The 21,782-nt window shown below is 53.6% G+C and carries 26 protein-coding genes; 19 read left to right on the plus strand and 7 right to left on the minus strand.

Annotation, left to right across the window (positions count from 1 at the left end):
• The first annotated feature begins 201 nt into the window (after positions 1–201).
• The 16 genes from RJ53_RS03055 to RJ53_RS11760 all read left to right on the plus strand — a co-directional run bounded on the left by RJ53_RS03055 (position 202) and on the right by RJ53_RS11760 (position 13,674).
• Positions 202–843: an Era-like GTP-binding protein gene (locus RJ53_RS03055; protein ID WP_211530153.1), complete on the plus strand. Its 642-nt coding sequence runs from the start codon at positions 202–204 to the stop codon at positions 841–843.
• A 6-nt stretch (positions 844–849) separates the two neighbouring features.
• A complete protein-coding gene (locus tag RJ53_RS03060; RefSeq protein ID WP_211530154.1) occupies positions 850–1,227 on the plus strand; it encodes a DUF2073 domain-containing protein in 378 nt (125 codons plus the stop codon).
• Positions 1,228–1,234: 7 nt separating this feature from the next.
• Positions 1,235–1,621 carry a Zn-ribbon domain-containing protein gene (locus RJ53_RS03065; RefSeq protein ID WP_211530155.1) on the plus strand — a complete coding sequence of 129 codons (387 nt, stop codon included), beginning with the start codon at positions 1,235–1,237 and terminating at the stop codon, positions 1,619–1,621.
• A 227-nt stretch (positions 1,622–1,848) separates the two neighbouring features.
• On the plus strand, positions 1,849–3,015 hold the full coding sequence (locus RJ53_RS03070) for a KamA family radical SAM protein (protein ID WP_211530156.1): 1,167 nt from the start codon (positions 1,849–1,851) through the stop codon (positions 3,013–3,015).
• Between the two features lie 229 nt (positions 3,016–3,244).
• A complete protein-coding gene (locus tag RJ53_RS03075; protein WP_211530157.1) occupies positions 3,245–3,703 on the plus strand; it encodes a 30S ribosomal protein S15 in 459 nt (152 codons plus the stop codon).
• Between the two features lie 3 nt (positions 3,704–3,706).
• The gene (locus tag RJ53_RS03080; protein ID WP_211530158.1) at positions 3,707–4,921 is read left to right on the plus strand and encodes a single-stranded-DNA-specific exonuclease RecJ; all 1,215 of its coding nucleotides are present in this window, start codon (positions 3,707–3,709) and stop codon (positions 4,919–4,921) included.
• Positions 4,918–5,190: a KEOPS complex subunit Pcc1 gene (locus tag RJ53_RS03085; RefSeq protein ID WP_211530159.1), complete on the plus strand. Its 273-nt coding sequence runs from the start codon at positions 4,918–4,920 to the stop codon at positions 5,188–5,190. The genes RJ53_RS03080 and RJ53_RS03085 overlap by 4 nt, the downstream gene beginning before the upstream one ends.
• Positions 5,191–5,198: 8 nt before the next feature.
• The gene (locus tag RJ53_RS03090) at positions 5,199–5,813 is read left to right on the plus strand and encodes a 30S ribosomal protein S3ae (RefSeq protein ID WP_211530160.1); all 615 of its coding nucleotides are present in this window, start codon (positions 5,199–5,201) and stop codon (positions 5,811–5,813) included.
• Positions 5,814–5,872: 59 nt separating this feature from the next.
• On the plus strand, positions 5,873–7,108 hold the full coding sequence (locus tag RJ53_RS03095) for a 2,3-bisphosphoglycerate-independent phosphoglycerate mutase (RefSeq protein ID WP_211530161.1): 1,236 nt from the start codon (positions 5,873–5,875) through the stop codon (positions 7,106–7,108).
• A gap of 12 nt (positions 7,109–7,120) precedes the next feature.
• Positions 7,121–7,966 (plus strand): polymer-forming cytoskeletal protein, encoded by an 846-nt coding sequence (locus RJ53_RS03100; RefSeq protein WP_211530162.1) that lies wholly within the window; start codon positions 7,121–7,123, stop codon positions 7,964–7,966.
• The gene (locus RJ53_RS03105) at positions 7,963–8,799 is read left to right on the plus strand and encodes a hypothetical protein (protein ID WP_211530163.1); all 837 of its coding nucleotides are present in this window, start codon (positions 7,963–7,965) and stop codon (positions 8,797–8,799) included. The genes RJ53_RS03100 and RJ53_RS03105 overlap by 4 nt, the downstream gene beginning before the upstream one ends.
• Before the next feature lie 112 nt (positions 8,800–8,911).
• Entirely contained in the window at positions 8,912–10,018 is a 1,107-nt protein-coding gene (locus RJ53_RS03110) for a radical SAM/SPASM domain-containing protein (protein WP_211530164.1), read from the plus strand.
• Positions 9,951–10,508, plus strand: coding sequence for an AsnC family transcriptional regulator (locus RJ53_RS03115; RefSeq protein ID WP_246495957.1), 558 nt, complete (start codon positions 9,951–9,953; stop codon positions 10,506–10,508). The genes RJ53_RS03110 and RJ53_RS03115 overlap by 68 nt, the downstream gene beginning before the upstream one ends.
• A complete protein-coding gene (gene ahbB / locus RJ53_RS03120; protein ID WP_211530165.1) occupies positions 10,495–10,977 on the plus strand; it encodes a siroheme decarboxylase subunit beta in 483 nt (160 codons plus the stop codon). Before RJ53_RS03115 ends, ahbB begins: the two co-directional genes overlap by 14 nt.
• Positions 10,974–12,167 carry a radical SAM/SPASM domain-containing protein gene (locus RJ53_RS03125; protein ID WP_211530166.1) on the plus strand — a complete coding sequence of 398 codons (1,194 nt, stop codon included), beginning with the start codon at positions 10,974–10,976 and terminating at the stop codon, positions 12,165–12,167. Before ahbB ends, RJ53_RS03125 begins: the two co-directional genes overlap by 4 nt.
• A gap of 121 nt (positions 12,168–12,288) precedes the next feature.
• Positions 12,289–13,674, plus strand: coding sequence for a PKD domain-containing protein (locus RJ53_RS11760; protein ID WP_281412418.1), 1,386 nt, complete (start codon positions 12,289–12,291; stop codon positions 13,672–13,674).
• A gap of 12 nt (positions 13,675–13,686) precedes the next feature.
• On the opposite strand, the gene RJ53_RS03145 is transcribed toward RJ53_RS11760, so the two are convergent.
• The 7 genes from RJ53_RS03145 to RJ53_RS03175 all read right to left on the minus strand — a co-directional run bounded on the left by RJ53_RS03145 (position 13,687) and on the right by RJ53_RS03175 (position 19,983).
• Positions 13,687–14,289 carry a CDP-alcohol phosphatidyltransferase family protein gene (locus tag RJ53_RS03145; protein WP_211530167.1) on the minus strand — a complete coding sequence of 201 codons (603 nt, stop codon included), beginning with the start codon at positions 14,287–14,289 and terminating at the stop codon, positions 13,687–13,689.
• On the minus strand, positions 14,286–14,801 hold the full coding sequence (locus RJ53_RS03150; RefSeq protein WP_211530168.1) for an adenylate kinase family protein: 516 nt from the start codon (positions 14,799–14,801) through the stop codon (positions 14,286–14,288). Before RJ53_RS03150 ends, RJ53_RS03145 begins: the two co-directional genes overlap by 4 nt.
• On the minus strand, positions 14,798–15,865 hold the full coding sequence (gene hisC / locus RJ53_RS03155; RefSeq protein WP_211530169.1) for a histidinol-phosphate transaminase: 1,068 nt from the start codon (positions 15,863–15,865) through the stop codon (positions 14,798–14,800). Before hisC ends, RJ53_RS03150 begins: the two co-directional genes overlap by 4 nt.
• Positions 15,837–16,970 (minus strand): aspartate aminotransferase family protein, encoded by a 1,134-nt coding sequence (locus tag RJ53_RS03160; RefSeq protein WP_211530170.1) that lies wholly within the window; start codon positions 16,968–16,970, stop codon positions 15,837–15,839. Before RJ53_RS03160 ends, hisC begins: the two co-directional genes overlap by 29 nt.
• Before the next feature lie 5 nt (positions 16,971–16,975).
• Positions 16,976–17,893, minus strand: a complete 918-nt coding sequence (gene guaA / locus RJ53_RS03165) for a glutamine-hydrolyzing GMP synthase (RefSeq protein WP_211530171.1) — start codon at positions 17,891–17,893, stop codon at positions 16,976–16,978.
• Between the two features lie 4 nt (positions 17,894–17,897).
• On the minus strand, positions 17,898–19,484 hold the full coding sequence (pyrG, locus tag RJ53_RS03170) for a glutamine hydrolyzing CTP synthase (RefSeq protein ID WP_211530172.1): 1,587 nt from the start codon (positions 19,482–19,484) through the stop codon (positions 17,898–17,900).
• 82 nt (positions 19,485–19,566) lie between these two features.
• Positions 19,567–19,983, minus strand: a complete 417-nt coding sequence (locus RJ53_RS03175) for a PaaI family thioesterase (protein WP_211530173.1) — start codon at positions 19,981–19,983, stop codon at positions 19,567–19,569.
• A gap of 88 nt (positions 19,984–20,071) precedes the next feature.
• On the opposite strand from RJ53_RS03175, the gene RJ53_RS03180 reads away from it, so the two are divergent.
• From RJ53_RS03180 to RJ53_RS03190, 3 genes are read left to right on the plus strand one after another with little or no spacing between them, the layout of a single operon-like run.
• Complete coding sequence (locus tag RJ53_RS03180) at positions 20,072–20,752, plus strand: PEGA domain-containing protein (protein WP_211530174.1); 681 nt, start codon at positions 20,072–20,074, stop codon at positions 20,750–20,752.
• A gap of 12 nt (positions 20,753–20,764) precedes the next feature.
• The gene (locus tag RJ53_RS03185; RefSeq protein ID WP_211530175.1) at positions 20,765–21,211 is read left to right on the plus strand and encodes a GNAT family N-acetyltransferase; all 447 of its coding nucleotides are present in this window, start codon (positions 20,765–20,767) and stop codon (positions 21,209–21,211) included.
• Positions 21,212–21,266: 55 nt separating this feature from the next.
• On the plus strand, positions 21,267–21,782 hold the full coding sequence (locus tag RJ53_RS03190; RefSeq protein WP_211530176.1) for a DJ-1/PfpI family protein: 516 nt from the start codon (positions 21,267–21,269) through the stop codon (positions 21,780–21,782).

Here is a 21,782-nt window from a genome sequence, read left to right on the forward strand (position 1 = left end):
CTTTTCCGCTGATGACATCTTCTACTATGCAATACCCCTATTAAAAGGATTCGTAACCGGAATGGAGACCTGTTGAACTCCTTCAGGGAAGGAATTAAACGCCAATCCGGGCGATGATGAGGAGGGTAGTATTATTAGGAATCGGGAAGAGAGTACAATAACTATCATAGTTGCAATAATTTTTCATGAAGGGGTTGACAGATGGGTATGTTTGACCGGGCTAAAAAGAGGTTCAGGAGATTTCTTCAGATATTATTTCGGAGGAAACGATCCCGTATAGGGATTTATGGTCCGCCGAATGCGGGGAAGACGACGCTCGCAAATCGAATCGTGAGAGACTGTTCAGGTGACGCCATAGGTCCTGTCTCTGAGATTCCGCATGAGACCCGGAGGGCACGACGGCGTGAGGATGTTGTGATCACCGGAGCAAATGGAAATACACTGACGCTGGATATCGTCGACACTCCGGGCGTAACGACAAAGATCGATTATCATGAGTTTCTGGAGTACGGCCTTGAACAGAATGAGGCGATCTCGCGTGCACGTGAGGCGACTGAAGGTGTTGCCGAAGCGATGCACTGGCTTCGGGAGGATATCAACGGCGTCATCTATGTGATGGACAGCACTCTGGATCCATTTATGCAGGTGAATATCATGATGGTCGGGATCATTGAGAGCCGGGATCTTCCGGTCGTCATTGTCGCTAATAAAACCGATCTGCCTGATGCCGCGCCTTCCCGGATTAAGAGCGCATTTCCGCAGCATCCGGTCATCATGGTCTCCGGACTTGAAGGCACGAATATGTCAGAGCTCTATGATATAATGACAGAGCACTTTGGGTGATACGCGATGATACAGGGAGTACAGATAGAACTCATCTCTGCGGATCGCCTTTCAAGTCTCACAACACTTGAAAAGATCCGGACAATCCTTGACTCGGTCATGCTTGGGAATATCGTTGTACTTGAGCGTGGCCTGAGTCCGGATGAACAGAGTATGCTTGTCGAGGTAACGATGAGGGAGATACAGCCAGGTGGTTTTTCAGGGATTGAGATGGAGACGTACCCTGGAAAGGACGCTGCAAAAGGAGGATTCTTTGCACGGCTTTTCCAGGGAAAAGGACCTGAAGGGAGGATGACGGTCATCGGCCCTGCCGGCCAGCTGAAGATGCTGAAGATAGAGAGGGACCGCCTGGTTGCCTGGGCTTCCCTCTCTTCAGGGAGGTGAGGATCCAATGCCTCACAAATGTACACAGTGCGGACGGGAATTTCGGGATGGCTCAACCGAAATTCTCAGGGGGTGTCCAAGCTGTGATGGCAAGAAGTTCCTCTACGTCAGTGAGAGGGTGAGGCATCAGGATGTCCTGAATGAGAAGACGATTGAGGAGATCGCCAGTGAAACGAATGAAGAAGTTCTTGAGGTCAGGACTCCTGAGAAGAAACATGCCGATTCATATGAGCGGGTCGAGAGTGTCAGGATTGTCGGACCCGGCACGTATGAACTCAATATTGAAAAGCTTGCCTCAACCGACGAGCGGGTGATCGGCGTCGGGAAAGACGGGAGTTACGTCGTCGATCTCATCTCGATGTCGAAGGTCAAAGGAAAGAAACTGAAGCGTTAAATCCTTTTATTTTTGGATATTTTTTCTTTTCAACCCCTTTTTGGTCTTCTCTCCCTTTCTTCGGGTATGATTTATATATCTGAATGACCTAGTATCTGTCAGAATTTTCAACGGTTTAAGACCCGTCTCTGTTCATGCACTCTTTGTCGTGTATTCTGCCAGAGCCGGGTATTTCCTCTCTGTACCACAACCTGGTACATGACGATACCTGTTCCGGAGGTGATCCTGTGAAGACACACTATCTGACATCCGTATCCCAAATCATAGGCCTTTCGCCAGAAGAGCGGAAGGAGATCGCTGAAACTGAGAAATGGTTCTCATTCAGAGCGACCGACTATTATCTGAACCTGATCGACTGGTCTGATCCGTTTGATCCGATCCGCAGGATCATTGTTCCTGATATTGCTGAACTGGAAAAAGATGGCGATCTCGATCCATCCTCTGAATCCTCCTACACGATGGCTCCCGGCCTCCAGCATAAATATGCACGTACGGGTCTGCTGCTTGTCTCTGATCAGTGTGGCGGGCTCTGCCGGTACTGTTTCAGGAAGCGACTCTTCGTTGATAACGCCGATGAGGTTGTCCCGGATGTCTCTTTGGGAATTGAGTATATACGCAATCATCCTGAAATAACAAACGTCCTCCTCACCGGCGGCGATCCCCTGATGCTTCCGACCCGGGAACTCAGAAAGATCATCGAAGAGATCAGGGATATTGAGCATGTAAAGATCATCCGCATCGGGAGCAAGATGCCGGCATATTATCCGATGAGGATCTCAGGGGATCAGGAGCTCCTCGATCTCCTGGCCGAATATAGTCTTCCCGAGAAGCGGATCTATCTGATGAGCCAGTTCACGCATCCGAGGGAGATTACTCCTGAGGCGATGGAAGCGGTCACCGCCCTCCTTGATCATGGTGTGATGATCCTCAATCAGACACCGGTACTCAGGGGGATCAATGACTCTGCCGAGGTGCTTGGTGAGCTCTTCCGGACCCTCTCGTTCATCGGGGTCTCTCCTTACTACATCTTCCAGTGCCGCCCGACACGTGGTAACAGAACCTATGCCGTCCCGATTGAGGAAGGATACCGTATCTTTGAGGAAGCACGTGCAACAGCTTCAGGAATAGCCAAGCGTGCCCGCTTTGTGATGTCGCATGCGACAGGAAAGATTGAGGTGGCTGCCTGTACGAAGGAGTACATCGTCATGAAGTATCATCAGGCGGCAGATCCCGAAGAGATGGGGAAGGTTCTCGTCTTCCGAAGAGATCCCTCGGCGTACTGGCTGGATGATTATTCTGTTCCTGTTGACAGCTGCGATGTAACTGACCTTAATAATCATAGATCGTCTCATACTATGCGGCAATCAAATGAAGCGGACACCCTTTCGGAGTAGTGGGATTCCCCTTCCCCTCCGATACCCTTAATCCCTCTTCTGATCAACATAGTATCTGCACATCATGTGCTGGCTGAGGTAAGTCCGACGTGCTCAAGTAGCACTGCCCTGTATGTGGGCTTGGGATTGCGGCGAGTCAGATACGGCTCTTTTCGTGACTTACGGTGAACGGTATGACCGGACACATCTGCTGTAACCAGCAGGCAGCTAAAAAATTTCGAGGTACCATATGGCACGAATGTATGCACGACGGAAGGGATCGTCCGGCTCCGTCCGTCCCCACAGGAAGGATGTTCCGGAATGGTTCAATACCGATCTCGCTGAGATCGAGAAGCTGGTCGTCGATATGAGAAAGGAAGGTCTTTCAACAGCCGTCATCGGGACGATTCTCCGTGATAAATACGGCGTTCCTGATGTAAAACTTGCAACAGGGAAGCGTGTTGGTGCAATCCTTGCAGAGCACGACATGACCTCTGATATCCCTGAGGATCTCAGAAACCTGATGCAGAAGGCTCTTGGACTCCGCAAGCATCTTGCAGAGAATAAGAAGGATGTTCATAACAAACGGCAGCTTCAGCTGACCGAATCGAAGGTCCGGCGTCTCGTCAAATATTATCGGAAGGCAGGCAAACTCCCACAGGAGTGGGTCTACAAACCGGAGACCGCAGAGATTCTCCTCTCAAGATAAACCATGCCCCTTTCGCCGTCAGCAGAAAAGCTCGCAGATCATCTGCAGTCCCTCGACTTTGTGGAGGTCTATGCCCACCATGATGCCGATGGTATCGCAGCTGCGTCTATACTCTGTACGGCGTTATCCCGGTGTCATATTCCGTTTCATCTGCGGATCCTCCCGACAATAACTGCTGACCAGGTTCCCTCCGATCGCCCGGTGCTCCTCTGTGATTTCGGTTCGTCATTCCATGATCTGGGTGACTCTGTGATGGTCATCGATCACCATATCCCTCTTTTTACCGGAGAATTCCATGTAAATCCGAGGCTTCATGGGATCGATGGAGATCGTGAACTCTCAACCTCAGGAGCGGCGTACTTTGTTGCAGAGAAGATGGGTGACAATCGTGATCTCGCGGGCCTTGCTCTCCTTGGAGTGATCGGGGATCGCCAGGAATATTCAGGCCTCAACCGTGAGATTTTGAATCAGGGTATCGGACATGGGATCATCTCGACGAGAAGGGGTTGTACCCTTCCCGGAAGGGAGCTCTTTGAGCGTCTCTTCCTCTCGACAGATCCGTATCTTCCATCCGTTACCGGTTCTGAAGCAGTCTGCAGGGAACTTGCGGCATCTCTTGATGCGGATGCATCTGTTGAGGAGGATCCGCTCTTCCTCTCACGCCTCGTCCTCTCGGTCGGGGATGATGCCTCTGCTGATGCAATCCTCCGGATATATGGAGATGTCTATGCTCTTGAGCGCGAGGTGGTCCCTGATGCACCATCGCTTGCAGCAGTCGTCGATGCCTGCGGAAAGTCAGGCCATGGCGGGCTTGCGGCATCGCTCTGTCTCGGGGACTCCTCCGGCATCTCTGATGCATGGGATCATTTCAGGACATTTCGGGAGCGGGTTATCCAGGGTCTTCAATCCGTCGCCTCTCTCGGCGGTGGATGGTATCGCCTGGATGATTCGGTGGTGGCATCCGACATCGCCGATATCCTCTCTCATGATCGTCCTTATCATGATCCCGTCTTTGTTCTCGTTGATGATGGCGCGATCTGCAGAGTATCTGCTCGTGCCCCACCTGAGAACGGTATCAATCTTGGTGAGATCGTGAAAGATGCAGCAACGTTTGTTGGAGGGAGTGGCGGTGGCCACAACCGGAGGGCCGGAGCGACGATACCGCAAAACAGTGTTGATGCCTTCAGGGAGGCGGTCAGGGAGGCGAGCCTCTCATGATACGTGGAAGCGGGAGGATCAGATCCCATCATTCGGATCCTGATACTGTTGCTGGCAGTCTCTCCCCTGACAATCTCCTTGGTATGGAGACGATGGTGGATGGAGAGTATGTCGAGACGATGATCGTGGAGAAGCCGATCCGGTCTCTCCTCGCTTCAGTGGATGATTATCTGATGAACCTCTCCATAGCAGATGCACTCTCTGATGAGAAGATGAATAGATTGACAGCGGGAAATGGCACGGATCTTTTGAATGATGAAGAAGATTAGGTGATACGATGGCAAAGAAGAAGCAGGTTGGACGAAGGGTTGAAGGCTGGAAGGCGAAGAGCTGGTATAAAGTCTACACCCCGGAAGTCTTTGGAAAAGTGTATATCGGTGATGTAGTATCTGCAGACACCGCAAACATGATCGGGCGTGTTATGCAGGTCTCATACGGTGAGATCGCACAGGATTACTCAAAACAGCATATAAAGATGCAGTTTCGGATCAACAATGTCGCCGGTGACTCGGCATATACCGAGTTTGTCGGCCATGAAGTGACCCGTGACTATCTCCGTTCCCATGTGAAACGGCGGACCTCACGGATTGATGCCACGGTGACCCTGAAGGTACAGGGCGGCCGTGATATCCAGGTGACACTCACCTGTTTCACCTTAAACCGCGCAAAGGTTTCACAGATACATGCGATCCGTGGAAAGATGGTCGAGGTTGTCCGGCGGCTTGCTGGTGAGATGGATTATGACTCCTTCGCAAAGGCAGCCGTAAACGGCGATATCTCCCGCGAGATCTTCAAAGAGTCAAAGACGATCTTCCCGATCCGAAGGATCGATGTGATCAAGACTGAAGCGGTCAGAACTGCTGCTGAGAAAGCTGCGGCAATCGCCGCATAATTTTTTCCTTTTTTGAAGGGGCATCCTCATAAGAGATCGAGGTGTACCATCTATGCAGGATGACTGCACAGAAGATACTTCTCGTGATTCTTGATGGGATCGCAGATCGCCCATGTGATGCACTTGATGGCAGGACACCCCTCCAGGCGGCAGCGACACCTGTGCTGGATCGCCTCGCATCAGAGGGTATCTGTGGTATAATGGATACAATAGCTCCCGGCATCAGGCCGGGTTCGGATACCGCACATTTAAGCCTCCTCGGATACCCGCCGGAACGGTACTATACCGGTCGCGGTCCCCTTGAGGCAGAAGGGTGCGGGATTCGGATGGAGCCGGGGATGATCGGCTTCCGGGCAAATTTTGCGACAATCGATGAAAACGGTGCGATCAGTGATCGCCGGGCCGGCCGAATTCCGTCTACTACCCCGCTCTGTGAAGCGATCAGGGATGGTGTGGATCTCAGAACGTTTGGTGTGGAGATCTTCTTCGAACCGGGGGCAGGACACCGCGCTGCCCTTGCTCTTCGGGGTGACGGGCTTGGTGCAAATGTGACATCAAATGATCCAAAGCATGAGGGGTTCCCGCCGCTTCAGATCAGACCGATGACCGAGGCCGGCTCCGATCAGCATACAGCTGATGTTGCAAACGAGTTCCTTCGCCAGTCCCAGGAGATTCTTCTTGATCACCCGCTGAACAGAGAACGGAAACTATCCGGACTCGCCCCTGCAAACGCCGTTCTGATACGGGGTGCCGGGTTGATGGGCCGGTTTGAACCCTTCTCTGAGAAGTGGAAGATGACAGGGAGTGTTATATCCGCAGCGGCGCTTATATCAGGTATCGGATCTGCAGTCGGTCTTGAACATATTGATATTCCCGGTATCACCGGGTCTGCCGATTCGGATCTGGGAGCAAAGATCTCCCGCGCAGAGTCCGAGCTCGAACGCAAGGACTTCGTTCTTATGAACATCAAAGGTGCAGATGAGTTTGGTCATGATGGTATGGCAGAAGGGAAGCGTGACTTCATCGAGGTTATCGATGGAGCCCTCACCCCTCTGCTTGCACGAACCGATATCATGATCGCTATATGCAGTGATCATACGACCCCTTGTTCGGTGAAGGATCACTCGGGGGATCCCGTCCCTCTGCTTATCCGGGGACCTGATGTCAGGGTCGATTCAGTCACTGCATTTGATGAGATCTCTGTTGCATCAGGAGGTCTCCTGAGAGTTCGAGGCGGAGATCTTATGCCGATCCTCGTCGATCTCATTAATAGATCCCAGAAGTACGGTGCCTGAGGAGCAGATTGCATGGAGAACGAGATCACGACTGAGGAGCAGGCTGTTCTGAAAGGGTGCATTCTCCCGGATGGAACAGAACTTCAGGAACGGATCTTAAAGGCTCCGGGAGACGTGATCATCGGTGAACATTCGCGGATAGAGTACGGGATCTCAGGAGACGAGATCTTCATCGCCGACTCATGCTCTCTGCAAGGTGATATAAAAGCAGAAGGCGATCTCCGGATTGGGAACTTCTGTGAGATCGACGGAAACATCATCGCTGAAACTGATGCTTTTATCGGTGAAGGGGTTGTGATCCGGGGAAAGCTGACCGTTACCGGGAATCTTGATATCGGCGATAATGTCACGATAGAAAAGGGTTTTGAGGCACTGGGTGAGATTGCGGTCAGGAATCCGATGCCGGTGATCCTCTATATCATCCTCTATGTCATGACGATGCTTCGGATTGACCATGAGGAGGAGATTGACCGGTTCATGGAAGAGCTCTCTTCTTATGATGACCGGCCGCTTATCCTGCCTCCCCGCACCATTCTTGACCAATCCCGGCTCATCGTTCTGATGCCCGTTCAGATCGGATCATCATGCCGGCTTCATGGACTGATCCAGGGATCAGAGATGACGGTGGGATCGAAGACGACGGTCTTTGGGAGTATTCGGGGTGATGATTCGGTACGTGTCTCATCCGGTGCGATGATCCATGGTAATGTCGAAGCGAAGAATGAGGTCTTCATCGAAGAGGATGTCCGTATCCTCGGCAATGTCGAAGGCACGCGGGTGACGATGGATGAGAATGCCACCGTTGAGGGGGTTATCCGGTCAACCGGCGGCCTGACGATCAGGAGAAAGAAAAAATGAATGTTGCAGAGATTTTAGAGGTCCCGGCAGTATCGTTTGTCGAACCTTCATTTGGATATCTTGCCGGGACGGAGGCACTCTCTGATCTCTTCTCCCTTTCGGCGGTTGAGGGTTCAGCCCGTCTTCTCATCGATACCGAGGATGAGCCGATGGCGCTTGCCCTCTCGGCAGATGGTTTGACATGGTGGGCGACTGCCTGCCTGTACCGGGATCTGACTGCTGCGGAGGTGGACTGCTTCGATACCGTCGGGGGAGATCTCTACCAGGTCGAACGGAAGATCTTTGAACGGGCTCTCCGACGATCATTTTCGGAAGAGATCACGACAACCGTCCTTCCTGCATTTGAGGATCTTCCTCCTGATCGGATCGGAAAGCTTGAGTCACTTATTCACGAGGTCTTTGGATCAACCGGGAGCGGTCCCTGCATCGACTGCTGCTGTGGATCCGGCATTGGATCTGCAATCCTCAGTTCAATGGGGATGGAACCTCTTGCTTATGACAATGACCCCGCACTCATCGCCCGTGGACTCCTCTCCGGACGGCTTGACCCCGAGGGGACACTTCTGATTGATGGACGGTCCGCAGATCTCTTCCTTCCTCAGACGAGTCGCGGCCTTGGAATTATGCTTGGTGAGATCCACTCATTTGAATCAGTCCTCTGGGAGGAGATCGTCAGTGTGCTCTTTGATCTCTGTGATGAGGTGCTGATCACCGTCGGGACGGAGCGGGAGTCACGGCTCATTGTCGAATGGGGTGATGCCTTTGACCGGACGATCGAGGTCTTTGAGAACGAACGTGACCCGATCTATGATCGATGGGTCTGTGTCGGGTAAGGTATCCCCGGAACATCACCTTTTTTGCATTCGGCTCTTCAGTCTTTCCTGATTTGTTTTCAGGATCGCAATCTATATCTTCTGTACCGCCACGAATAAGATCAGAGGGAGCATGGGTTTGGAATGGAATGATACCGTGAAGAGAGCAACGGATCCACCCCGTCTCATCTCCTGGAATATCACTCTCAGATGCCCGCTGAAGTGTCCCCACTGCTATGTGGATGCCGGTGCGGCTGAACCCGATGATCTCCTCTCAACAGTCGAGGCAGAAGGTGTCATCGACCAGATCTGTGAGGTTGGATCTCCGATCCTGATCCTGAGCGGAGGTGAACCACTCCTCCGGCCGGATATCCTCAGGATCATCAGATACGGAACCGGGAGAGGCCTCAGGATGGTCATGGGAACCTCCGGGTATGGGCTGGATCCACAGATGGCCCAGGATCTGAATGAAGCAGGACTGAAGGCGGCCGCGATCAGCATCGACTCGACAGATCCTTCTGTCCACGATGCGTTCCGCGGGGTGGAAGGTGCCTGGGAGCAGGCGGTTGCAGCAATACGGAACTGCCGTGATGCCGGGATCGGTGTTCAGATCAATATGACGGTGATGCGGCCTTCGATGCATGAGGTAGATGCCGTCATCAGGATGGGGAGAGAGATGGGGGTCACCGATTATCATATCTTCTTCCCTGTGCATACCGGGCGTGGTGAGGAGATCGCGCCACTGAACCCTCCGGAGTATGAATCTCTGATAGCTGAAATCCTCAGGATATATGAGAAGACCGGCCTCTCGGTCAGGCCGACATGTGCCCCACAGTTTCGGCGTATCGCAGATGAGTATGGTATCAGTGATGGTGGATGGGGGCGTGGCTGCCTGGCCGGGATCTCGTACTGCAGGATCTATGCGACCGGAGAAGTCACGCCATGTCCGTACCTCCCGGTGAGTGCAGGGAACCTGCGGGAGATGACCTTCTCTGATATCTGGACGGGTTCTCCACTCTTTGCACGGCTCCGCGATCCCGATCAGCTCACCGGCAGGTGTGGTGCCTGTATGTACAAGACGGTCTGCGGCGGCTGTCGTGCACGGGCCTATGCAGGGACACGGAGTGTCTCCACACGATGGTGTGACGGCCTCCGTCATCCTGAGGCGGCTGATGGCGATCCCACCAGTGAAGACCCCTGGTGCCCCTATATCCCGGCGGGGTGGTCCGATACAGACTGATATGCAGGTAGATCGGATTGATCTCCTCATTCTTGATGCTCTTCAGGAGGATCTTCCCCTGGTTCCCCGCCCGTTTGAGATGATCGCTGATCGGATCGGGATCACTTCTGCTGATCTCCTCCGCCATATAGAACACCTCCAGGAGATGGGGATCCTCCGCGGGATTACACCTGTCCTTGAGTCCCGGAGCCTCGGCCTCCATGCAGGCACACTCGTCGCCCTCCATGTGCCTGATGAGAAGGCTGATTGGACGATAGAGATCATCAACAGCTACCCGGAGATCTCCCATAATTACCGGCGCGAGCATCACTACTCTCTCTGGTTTACCATCTCCGCTCCGACACATGAGCGTATCTCCCGGATACTCGGCGAGATACAGGAGAAAGCGGGGCTCCCGGATGAGGATATCCTCAATCTCCCGACGATCCGGTCATATAAGATCGATGTCCGGTTCGACTGTCGTATGGAGGATGCAGATGGATCAGACTGATCGCCGGCTCATCATCGAGCTTGAGAGAGGGATCCCCTTAACCGATGAGCCATTTGCTGAGATCGGGCTCCGGCTCGGGATCACTGAGGATGAGGTGATCCTCCGGATCCGCCGTCTCCGGGAAGAGGGAATCATACGAAAGATACGTGCCCGGATAAACCAGCGGCAGATCGGGATCATGGCAAATGCCCTTGTTGCATGGAAACCTCCGGAGGGCTGGTCCGGCCATGAGGAACTCGCTTCAAAACCCGGTGTGTCACACTGTTATCTCAGGGAACCGGTACCGGGGAGATGGGAGTATATGATCTATACCGTTCATCATAAACGGAGCAGGAACGAAGTATATGAAGAGGTCAGGAGCATTGCAGACGAGATCGGAGTTACAGACTATATTGTTCTCTTCAGTACTGAAGAGCTCAAGCGCCTCCCCGCTGTCCGGATCGATGATAGTACGGAGGATCTGAGATGAACCGGATCACCCAGTGTATGCATGGACGGGGAACCGTAAGCGATCTTTCCCGGCATGGCTCAGGGAGGACGTCCCGTCATCTTGCATTTTCCGGGATGAACCGCCCGGTCGTCTTCTGGAACCTGACAAATGCGTGCAATCTGCATTGTATCCACTGCTACAGCCGATCTGGATCCGATGCGGCAGATGAAAATGAGCTCTCAACAGATGAAGCATTCCGGGTCATTGATGATCTTGTTGATGCAGGTGTTCCCCTCATCCTCTTCACCGGGGGGGAGCCCCTCCTCCGCCATGATATCTGTGATCTTGCGGTATATGCCCGGGAAAAAGGATTATCCATCGCTCTATCGTCAAATGGAACTCTTATAGATGCGAAATATGCGAAAAGAATACAGGAGAGCGGGATCTCGTATGTCGGGATCTCCCTTGACGGAGCAGATGCAGAGATCCATAACCGGTTCCGGGGATCAGATGATGCATTTGCACGGACGACGGCGGCATTTGCCCATTGCCTGGATGCCGGCCTCAGGTGCGGTGTCCGGGTTACCCTCACCCAGGAGAATCTTGGAGAGCTTGAACCTCTCATCGATCTTGCAGTCGATCTCGGGGCATCCCGGTTCTGCCTGTACTGGCTTGTTCCAACCGGACGGGGGATCGAGAGCTATGACCGGCTGCAGCTTGACGGGAGCCAGGTGGTCGATGCCCTGAACCTTCTGTACAGGAAGGCAAAGGAGATCGATCCCGCACAGATGGAGTTTCTGACCGTCGACGCTCCACAGGATGCGATCCATCTTCTCGCCTCGATGCGGCATGACGGATCACCCGATCTCCCTGATGCTGAACGGCTCGTCGCCTCACTCAACGGAGGCTGCAGTGCAGGGACGAAGGTTGCAAACATCGATCACCGGGGAGATATCTATCCCTGCCAGTTTGCCCGATCCGAGACCTTCCGAATCGGGAATATCCGGGATGCTCCGTTTGCAGCGATCTGGGATGACGATACCAACCCGGTATTACAGCTCTTCCGGACCCGCCCGGTCGCCTTTGAAGGAAAGTGCGGATCGTGCAGCCATCAGGTCCTCTGTGGAGGGGGATGCCGGGTGCGGGCGTATATGAAAAATGGCGAGTTCTTTGCTGAAGATCCCTTCTGCTTCATCAGTGAGAATGGTGATTCTCTGAAGCGGGTGTGACGTTTTTATTAAAATACTAATTATTCTTTTTATATTTTATTTATTGTAAATTAAAAATAACTATTTATCAATTAATGAGTAGTATATGGTAACAAAATTTTAACTATCTGGAGGGTCTCCATTGCGGGTAATTATTACAAGTCTGTTCATCATTTCGTTGTCTCTTATCATCAGCGCATCCGGAGCAGGCCTTGAACCTGTCTCCAGCTTCTCGGCATCTCCGGTATCCGGTGGGGCCGCACCACTCAGTGTTCAGTTTACCGACACCTCTGTCGGATCCCCGACAAACTGGTTATGGCTCTTTGGGGATGGTGAGAGTTCAAACCTGCAGAATCCTGTTCATACCTATACTGATGAAGGCATCTATGATGTGACGCTGACGATATCCAATCCGCATGGTCAGAGTACGATCAAACGGGTCAAATATATCCGTGTCGGCCTTGAGCCAACCCCTGATTTCATCGCCTCACCTCTTGTGGTGACAACACCCGGAGAAGTTCGGTTTACCGATCTCTCTTCAGGCTCCCCGACATCATGGCTCTGGTCATTTGGGGATGGCAGCAGTTCGAATGAGGAGAATCCGACGTACACGTATACCGAACCCGGCTTCTATGATGTCACTCTTCAGGTTTCAAATGCCGTTGGAACGGTGGATCGCATTAAAGAGCGGTACATCGCTGTCGGCTCTCCTCCTGTACCTGAGATTGGGGCATCAAAGACGACGGGACCGGCTCCCCTGACAATACATTTTACTGATCTCTCGACCGGATCCCCAACATCATGGCTCTGGTCATTTGGGGATAGTGAAACCTCAACAGAGCAGAACCCGGTGCACACCTACAGATCTGCGGGAACATATACCGTATCGCTGATGAGCACCAATCTCTTTGGAACTGAAAAAGCGACCCTGCAGACCAGTATTCAGATCAATCCTCCGGTGACGATCACCCCAACATCACCACCATCTCCCGGTCCCGGCCCGGTTGGACCCCCACCGGTTGCAAACTTTAGTGGATCGCCACGGATCGGGGAAGCACCTCTCACCGTCCGATTTACGGATACCTCTGAGGGAGGGGCGACCTGGTGGCGATGGACCTTTGGAGACGGCCGTATGTCTAACGAGATGTCTCCAGTACATACTTACACAACACCGGGGCAATATACGGTAACCCTCGCTGTCCGGAATGATTTTTCATCAAGTGTCAGGATCGAGGAAGATTATATCATCGTCACCGGTGATTTTCCCGCACCGGTTCCTCCCTGGACGCCTGCACCTCTGACACCGGTACCCCCGGGTGGGATCACACATACTTCAGGTGGAGCCGGTGGGATACATGAAAAGAATGAGTCTTCTGTATTGCCGGATAGTACCGACGATCCAGGGAGACCTGTTGGATCCCTTCTCCGTTCATGGTGGTGGGTCCTTCTTGTTCTCGCCGCCTTCACTGCTGCTGCGTATTATTACTATACCTATGTCTGGAAGGACAAAAGAGATGGATGGTCATAGTTCATCCGGATGTTATTTGGTATTGAGTTCCCGCCAGACATGCAGAAACCGCTGAATGGCGGTGATATGTCCGAGGATCCCAAAGAGAAGGAGCATGATGCCAAGATAGGTCCATGTGAAGAGGCCGGCCGGGAAGAGGATGTCGGCAATCCCCGCAAGGAGGATCAGGACGAGCCGGTCGGCACGCCCGAGGAGGCCGCCATAGTATCTCCCGACACCGACCGCCTGTGCCTGGGTTCCAAGATACGAGGACATCAGCACGCCGGTGAGTGCAAAGACACCTATCTCCCAGGAGGCAAACCCTCCGGCAAAGATCCCGATGATGATGAAGATATCAGCATATCTGTCGAGGACATGATCGAGGAAGTCTCCGGTCATCCCTGCAGATCCGAGCTCCCGTGCGATTGCACCATCGATTGCATCAAAGAAGGCATTAATGGCGACGAAGAGGACGCCGATCCCTATCTCCCGATACCAGAAGGCGGTCCCTGCGATCATCGCCGCAAGAAGAGCAAGAACAGTTGAGCTGTTGGGTGTCAGCCCGATGCGTATCGAGAGGCGTGCAACCGGACGTACTATCCCGGTCAGATGGGGTCGGAATTGATCCAGGGTCATGGCATCCGGTTCAGCAGGTAGTCGGACCAGTCGCACCGGCCATGTGATGGTGTCGCCCTGTCGGCAAGGACATCCATGACAAAATCGGCGACCGTCCCGCTATCGGTATCTGTCGTCTCGAACTCATAAATCACTTCTGATTCAAATGCCTCAAATACCTCGATCAATACAGTATCGAGCGCCTCGGCGAGGGCATTTTCCAGAGCCTTCTCCTCTGTGTATCCCCGCCGGATAAGCCGCTCGAAAAGGACCTCGGGATTGCAGCGGAGGATAACGATACGATCACAGGGGAGGAGGTGGGCGAGGTGCCCCTCGACAACACCCTCGACAGGAGGAAATTCCTCAACCCAGCGGTCCTCATCGATGATTCGGGTATCCCGATCCGGATCAGATCCGATGATATATGGTTCGATGGTATCGTTTACCCGGATCACCGGAACTCCCCGCCCCCTGAGGATGTCAGCGACGGTCGTCTTTCCGGTACCGGGCACACCGGTCAGGCCGAGCATCATAGGGATCGGATCGCCTCAAGGAATCGTTCGCATTCCCGGTCTGTTCCAATACTCACCCTGATGAACGTCTCTCCAAGACCGGGGAAGCTGTCGCATGATCGCACCAGCACACCTCTTCGGGCCAGGCTCCTTACGGCATCCTGTGATGATACAGGGTTTGTATCGATGAGGACGAAGTTGGCACCCCCCGGAACGACGGGATAGGGTATCCTCTCTTCAAAGATGGCCCGCCAGCGTCGTACATGGGCGATGAACCGTCCGGCATAGCCGGGATCGGAGAGGGCACCGACCGCTGCTGCTGCCGATACCATATTCAGGGCAAATGGTGTTGCGGCAGCATGGTAGCAAGGTGCATACCATGCCGGTACAAAGGCATATCCGATCCGAAGACCGGCAAGGCCATGAACTTTTGACATTGTCCGGCCGATGATGAGGTTTTCATACTCGGAGAGGAGCGGGATATACTCTGCATCAGAAAACTCGACATACGCATTGTCAAGGAAGAGGATCCCCTCTATCTCATCGAGGATGGCTGCGATATCCGCAGGTTCGGTGACGGTCCCGGTCGGATTGTTCGGGGAGCAGATGAAGGAGAGTTTCGCCTCCTTTGCTGCATCGATGAAGGCGTCCGTATCCAGCGTGTAGTCTGGGTTTCGGGGTACATGCCTGATCGCTCCGCCCTGTGCCACAACGGCAAGATCATAAAAGGAGAAGGTCGGTGATGAGATGGCAACGAGATCGCCGGGTGAGACGAGTGTGCGCACCACCGTTTCGATGATTCCGTCCATCCCGGATCCGGTGACGGTCGGCGACCATCCATGGACCGATTCAAGCATTGCTCTGAGTGCATCATGGCTGCTGTCCGGGTACCTGTTTACGGAGAGGAGGGCCTCCGACGCCATCGCCAGGGCCTTCTCTGAAGGAGGGAAGGGGTTTTCATTTGAAGCAAGCTGTGCCACCTCCTCAAACCCGTATTCTGCAGCGATATCCCGGGCTTTTGCGGCGAAGACATAGCCGCCCCCAAGGTAGCAGTCTCTAACTGCAGATCTCGGTGAGGACCTCATTGATGACACCTGTTGCCCGATCGATCTCGGCTTCGGTGATGATGAGCGGTGGGACGAGCCTGAGATTGCCGTCTGCGGCACAGTTGACGATGATACCCTTCTCAGCACACCGCTCCTGAACCTCCGGGCACTTCTCTCCGACCGTGATCCCGATCATCAGGCCGCAAACCCGTGGGTTCCACCTGGCGAGCCCTTCCCTGAACCGCTCCCCTTTTGCAGCGATACCTGGCAGGAGTGATTCGATAACATGAAGCGTCGCCATACCGGCGGCGGATGCGAGAGGACCTCCTGCAAAGGTGCTCCCATGCTCGCTCTTTTTAAAGGCAAGCCCTTCCCGTGCGACGATAGCCCCGACAGGGAACCCTGATCCAAGTCCTTTGGCAAGGGAGACGATATCGGGCATCACCTTCGTCTGGTGCATTGCAAGCCAGGTGCCTGTCCGGCCCATCCCGGTCTGCACCTCGTCTGCAATGAGGAGGGCGCCTTTCTCGTCACAGATCTCCCGTACACCTTCAACGAATCCTTCCGGTGGGATGATGATCCCTGCTTCTCCCTGGATCGGTTCAAGGAGGACAGCGGCGGTATCCGTATCGACAGCAGCACGGAGGCCTTCGAGATCGCCATACTCGACGAAGCTGCATTTCGGCTCAAGCGGCTCAAACGGCTCCCGGATACCGGGCTTATGCGTCACGGCCAGTGATCCGAGTGTCCTGCCATGGAATCCGTGTATGAAGGAGACCGCCTTCGTCTTCTTTGTTGCTAAACGTGCGAGTTTCAGCGCCGCTTCGTTTGCCTCCGCACCTGAGTTGGTGAAGAAGACCTGTGAGAGATTGGTGACCTTTGCGAGTTTCTCGGCAAACTCTGCCTGTCCGGGGACATAGTAGAGGTTTGAACAATGGATCAGCTCCCCGGCCTGCCTGCATATTGCTTTTACCACGTCGTCATGGCAGTGGCCGGTACTGCAGACTGCAATTCCAGCAACGAGATCGAGGTACTCGTTTCCGTCATCATCCCATACCGTGCATCCTTTCCCTCTCCGGATCATCATCGTCCGGGAGAATGCCGGCATATAATATTGCGCATCAATTTTCCGATAATCGCTCATTCTTCTCACTCGTATTCGATTGTGGCAGGTGGCTTTCCGGTGATGTCATAGACGACCCGTGCGACACCAGGGATCTCTGATGTAATCCGCGAGGATATCCGTTCCAGTGTTTCATAAGGAAGCCTGATTGGATCGGCGGTCATTCCATCCCTGGAATTGACTGCACGAACGGCGACGATCCATCCATGAAGCCTGACATCTCCCTTCACACCGGTCCCAAGGCCGATGAGTGCGGCAAAACATTGCCATGGGGAATATATCTCGATAAGCTCATCCTCAACGATATGATTCGCTTCACGAATGATCCCGACCTTCTCGGGGGTGACCTCTCCAAGGACACGCACCGCAAGGCCGGGTCCCGGGAACGGCATTCTGTGTTGGATCTCAGGGGGAAGTCCGAGTGCTCCTGCAACGACCCGGACCTCATCCTTATAGAGATCCTGTAGCGGTTCGATGACACCTTTGAATTTGATATCAAGAGGCATTCCACCGACGTTATGATGGCTTTTGATACCACCTTCACTCTCGATACGATCAGGATAGATCGTCCCCTGAAGGAGATATTCAGCCCCGGTAGCGACTGCTTCCTTTTCAAAGATCCGAATAAACCGCTCTCCAATCGCTTTCCTCTTCTCTTCAGGGTCGATGATCCCCTCAAGTGCTGCAAAGAACTCAGCAGATGCGTCAACGGTCTTTAAGTTGATTGAGCCGAAGAGCTGCCTGATCCGGGCACTCTCTCCTTTTCTCATCAGGCCGGTATCCACATAGATCGGAATGAGGCGGTCGCCTATTGCCCGTGCTGCAAGTGCTGCACAGACCGAGCTGTCAACACCACCGGAGAGTGCCATGACAACATGTCCGTCTCCTGCGGCTTTGCGTATTTCTGCTACTGATTCTTCGATGAATTTTTGTGCATTTACCATATGGTCACCTCTCTGCTGTCTTCTTCTCTGCCATACAGGCCTTCACAAATCCGAGGAAGGGGGGCGAAGGGCGGGTTGGCCGTGATCTGAACTCAGGGTGGAACTGGGTTGCAAAGAAGAATGGATGATCCGGGATCTCCAGTATCTCCATTCTGTCGCCATTCCTTCCTGAGAATATGAGCCCTTTCTCTTCAAGGAGCGGGATGTATTCAGGATTTACCTCGTATCTGTGGCGGTGCCGCTCCGTGATCTCACCCCTCTCATAGAGCTTCTCTGCCAGGGTTCCGGCTCTGATGGAGATCGGATAGTCTCCAAGACGCATCGTCCCCCCGAGATCGGTCTCATTCTCCTGTTCGGGGAGGATCATGATAACATGCGTCCCCTCTCCCATCTCCTCGCTCGTGGCATCCGGTATGGCTGCACGATGTCGTGCATACTCGATGACGGCAAGCTGAAACCCGAGGCAGAGGCCAAGAAGAGGTATCTTCTTCTCACGGGCACACCGAATCGCCTCAATCTTTCCTTCGATCCCACGTGAGCCGAATCCCCCGGGGATAAGGATGCCATCAACCTCGCTCAGGACTCCATTGGTACAGTCTTCAGCATCGATCCACCGGATATTCACCTCGGTTGAGAGGGATCGCCCGGCATGTTTGAGCGCCTCCTTGATGCTGATATAGACATCCTCGATTCCGTACTTGGTGACGATTGCAACGGTGATACGGTTGGTATACTCTCGTGTGACAATCCGGTACCAGTCATTTGATGGCTGGCGGACCTCCAGCTGAAGGAGATCGGTGAGAACATCCGCCAGCCCCTCCTTCTCAAGCTCCATTGGGACATGATACGTATCCGGTACCGTCGTTGCACTGATGACCGCCTGCTGCGGGACATCACAGAAGGCAGAGATCTTTCTCTTTGTATTTGATCCGATGGGGAGATCGCTTCTGCCGACGATGATATCCGGGTAGAGCCCAAGTTCCCTGAGTGCCTTGACTGAATGCTGGGTCGGCTTCGTCTTGAGGTCACCCATGGTATCGGCGGGGACGAGGGTGACGTGAATCAGGACGAAGTCGCCTGGTGCAGCCTCCCCATGCATCTGCCGCACCGCTTCAAGGAACGGCATGCTCTCGATATCGCCGACAGTCCCTCCGACTTCAACGATACAGGCATCTGCTGCCCCTTCGCTCCCTCTCCAGCTCTCTGCAGCAGCTTTGATCTGACATTTGATCATATCGGTTATATGCGGAATGATCTGAACCGTCTCTCCAAGATAGTCTCCCCGTCGTTCTTTCTCAATGACGGTCCGGTAGACCTTTCCTGTGGTGATATTATGATCATTCGTCAGCTCGATATCCATGAACCGCTCATAGTTTCCAAGATCGAGATCGACCTCGGCACCATCACGGAGGACGAAGACCTCGCCGTGCTGAGCAGGATTCATGGTGCCCGCATCGATATTGAGATAGGGATCGATCTTCACTGCTGTGACGATATAGCCCCTGTTCTTCAGAATTCTTCCAATCGAGGCGGCGGTGATCCCTTTTCCAAGACCACTCATCACCCCTCCGGTAACAACAATATACTTCACACAGAACCCCGCTTTATAACCGTCTCTTCTGTACAACTATTATCCTTCGCATCCTTTGAGTAAAGAGGTGTATATCTGCTTCTTAATGGGGAGAGACGATCGCAAACGAAGCGGTCGTCTTTGCAAGGAGTTCGCCGGATCCATCCCCTCTCCTCACCTCGCCCTCCATAAAAGCAACTCTCCGCCCACGTCTCAGAACCCATCCGCGCGCGATGATCGTCCCTTCCCGTGCCCCCCTCAGAAAACTTGTCGTCTCGGAGATGGTTGCGATCCCCTCTCCTTCAGAGAGGAGTGTGTAGAGGCCAAGCGCCATCGCTTCATCGGCGAGGGCGACGAATATGCCTCCCTGGAGCCACCCGACACCGTTATGCATCGTCGGCGTTACTTCCATGGAGAGCTCTGCAGTTCCGTCACCAAACGAGATGACGGAGACCCCCATCGTCCTGAAGAAGGGGTTGGCCATGTCGGAATCTTCCCTGAGTCGTCTGATATAATCCATCGAATACACATTCCATCAGGTGCTCTTAAAGATTGTTCAGGGTATACTTTATATCAGAGTAGATTCCTTGAAAAGATGAGGAAAACTCATGGTTTCTTTTAAAAACTGGATGGTACTTTTCATCGCAATAGCGATGATCCTTCCTGCAGCATCGGCGATGACAGGGCCGATCGGGGGGGATAAAGCATGGTTTAAGGTGATCAGCAATGTTGATGGTGCGGATGTCTACTTTGGTGGGGAGTACAAGGGACAGACCACCAATGGCGAGCTCTACATCGAGTATTATGTGACCGGCACCCCGGTAACGACCTACATGGTCCGAAAAGATGGATACACTCCCTACTCCGGCTCGATCAATCAATACCCGGCACAGGGAGAGGTTGTTGATCTCTATGCAACCCTGCAGCCTGCTGAGCCGGCCCCGGCGCCTGCACCCATTGGTGGGAGTACCGGATACTACACCGTCTATGCAAACGTTGATGGTGCAAGCGTCTACTTTGACAATGATTACAAGGGAACAACAGCCAATGGCGAACTGACCACACAGGTCTACACCACCGGGACACCCTACCAGACATACCGCGTCTCCAAGGCCGGATACGCCGACTTCACCAGCCAGATCACCGACTGGCCGGCAGCCGGCGAGACGGTGAAGCTCCATGCAACCCTTCAGCAGCAGCCTGAGCCGACCCCGTCTCCGATCTCTCTCCTGACGGTTCTTGCAGCGTTTGCAGGTATCGCTTTGATCCTTTCCAGAAGGAAGGATTAATCTCTTTTTTGTATGGTTGTTATTCGAGGTTTTGAGGAGCCGGATTTTCATCAGGTTGTCACCCTTGAGGTGGGAAGCTCAGGTTCAGTATATGGTGCTTCGGTCTTCATCAGGCAGATGCAGGCACTGGCGGCTCCGACGTTCTTTGTATCTTCCGTGGATGATCAGATCACCGGGTATGCAATCGGGTCGCTCGTCTCAGGCGCTCCCGAGAAGGGCTGGATCCTCCGGCTCCAGGTGGCCGAGCCATATCGGAGACAGGGTATCGCAAGAATGCTTCTGGATCGCCTCCATGATGAATTCGGGAATATGGCTGTCCGGGAGGTTTTTCTATCGGTGTCTCCGGCAAACAGCCGGGCGGTTCCGCTGTATCTCTCGTTTGGATATGAGGAGGTCGGGTTCCGGAAGGAGTACTTCGGACCGGCTGAAGACCGGCTGATCCTGAGGAGACGAATCTGATCCTGTTGCCGCTATAAGAAAACCCTTAATGGCATTGTTCCCGATATCTTACTACATGAAACTCCTGATAGCTGTAGCACCAGACCGGTTCCGTGATGAGGAACTGAGCGAGCCACTGAAGGTCTTCAACGCCGAGGGGATCGAGGTCGTCATCGGATCGACACAGACCGGCGAATGCCTTGGGATGCTTGGGGATCGGGTTGAGGCGACGGTCACCTTCGCTGACGCAGATCCGGACGAGTATGATGGCATCGTTATCATCGGCGGGATCGGGTCACAGGACTTCCTCTGGACCAGCGCCGAGCTTGTCGGAGTTGTGAAGGACCTTTTTGAGCGTGGAAAGGTCGTCTCTGCCATCTGCCTATCCCCCGCGATCCTTGGGATTGCCGGTGTCCTGAACGGGCGTCGGGCGACCTTCTTCGTGAGTCCCGCATCAAACCGTGTCATGGATGAGGCCGGTGTGATCATCTCAAAGGATCCGGTTGTGACAGATGGAACGATCGTGACCGCCAACGGGCCTGGTGCTGCAAAGGCTTTTGGAGAAGCGGTTGTTGCTGCATTGAAACAATAA

Origin of the sequence: Methanocalculus chunghsingensis, from assembly GCF_018132105.1 — an archaeon.
Classification (GTDB): domain Archaea; phylum Halobacteriota; class Methanomicrobia; order Methanomicrobiales; family Methanocorpusculaceae; genus Methanocalculus; species Methanocalculus chunghsingensis.

Bases quoted from the DNA above. Each gene is read 5' to 3' on its own strand.
- RJ53_RS03055 (WP_211530153.1), top strand. From the start codon at position 202: ATGGGTATGTTTGACCGGGCTAAAAAGAGGTTCAGGAGATTTCTTCAG.
- RJ53_RS03060 (WP_211530154.1), top strand. From the start codon at position 850: ATGATACAGGGAGTACAGATAGAACTCATCTCTGCGGATCGCCTTTCA.
- RJ53_RS03065 (WP_211530155.1), top strand. From the start codon at position 1,235: ATGCCTCACAAATGTACACAGTGCGGACGGGAATTTCGGGATGGCTCA.
- RJ53_RS03075 (WP_211530157.1), top strand. From the start codon at position 3,245: ATGGCACGAATGTATGCACGACGGAAGGGATCGTCCGGCTCCGTCCGT.
- RJ53_RS03080 (WP_211530158.1), top strand. From the start codon at position 3,707: ATGCCCCTTTCGCCGTCAGCAGAAAAGCTCGCAGATCATCTGCAGTCC.
- RJ53_RS03085 (WP_211530159.1), top strand. From the start codon at position 4,918: ATGATACGTGGAAGCGGGAGGATCAGATCCCATCATTCGGATCCTGAT.
- RJ53_RS03090 (WP_211530160.1), top strand. From the start codon at position 5,199: ATGGCAAAGAAGAAGCAGGTTGGACGAAGGGTTGAAGGCTGGAAGGCG.
- RJ53_RS03095 (WP_211530161.1), top strand. From the start codon at position 5,873: ATGACTGCACAGAAGATACTTCTCGTGATTCTTGATGGGATCGCAGAT.
- RJ53_RS03100 (WP_211530162.1), top strand. From the start codon at position 7,121: ATGGAGAACGAGATCACGACTGAGGAGCAGGCTGTTCTGAAAGGGTGC.
- RJ53_RS03105 (WP_211530163.1), top strand. From the start codon at position 7,963: ATGAATGTTGCAGAGATTTTAGAGGTCCCGGCAGTATCGTTTGTCGAA.
- RJ53_RS03110 (WP_211530164.1), top strand. From the start codon at position 8,912: ATGGGTTTGGAATGGAATGATACCGTGAAGAGAGCAACGGATCCACCC.
- RJ53_RS03115 (WP_246495957.1), top strand. From the start codon at position 9,951: ATGGCGATCCCACCAGTGAAGACCCCTGGTGCCCCTATATCCCGGCGG.
- ahbB (WP_211530165.1), top strand. From the start codon at position 10,495: ATGGATCAGACTGATCGCCGGCTCATCATCGAGCTTGAGAGAGGGATC.
- RJ53_RS03125 (WP_211530166.1), top strand. From the start codon at position 10,974: ATGAACCGGATCACCCAGTGTATGCATGGACGGGGAACCGTAAGCGAT.
- RJ53_RS03145 (WP_211530167.1), bottom strand. From the start codon at position 14,289: ATGACCCTGGATCAATTCCGACCCCATCTGACCGGGATAGTACGTCCG.
- RJ53_RS03150 (WP_211530168.1), bottom strand. From the start codon at position 14,801: ATGATGCTCGGCCTGACCGGTGTGCCCGGTACCGGAAAGACGACCGTC.
- hisC (WP_211530169.1), bottom strand. From the start codon at position 15,865: ATGAGGTCCTCACCGAGATCTGCAGTTAGAGACTGCTACCTTGGGGGC.
- RJ53_RS03160 (WP_211530170.1), bottom strand. From the start codon at position 16,970: ATGAGCGATTATCGGAAAATTGATGCGCAATATTATATGCCGGCATTC.
- guaA (WP_211530171.1), bottom strand. From the start codon at position 17,893: ATGGTAAATGCACAAAAATTCATCGAAGAATCAGTAGCAGAAATACGC.
- RJ53_RS03175 (WP_211530173.1), bottom strand. From the start codon at position 19,983: ATGGATTATATCAGACGACTCAGGGAAGATTCCGACATGGCCAACCCC.
- RJ53_RS03180 (WP_211530174.1), top strand. From the start codon at position 20,072: ATGGTTTCTTTTAAAAACTGGATGGTACTTTTCATCGCAATAGCGATG.
- RJ53_RS03185 (WP_211530175.1), top strand. From the start codon at position 20,765: ATGGTTGTTATTCGAGGTTTTGAGGAGCCGGATTTTCATCAGGTTGTC.
- RJ53_RS03190 (WP_211530176.1), top strand. From the start codon at position 21,267: ATGAAACTCCTGATAGCTGTAGCACCAGACCGGTTCCGTGATGAGGAA.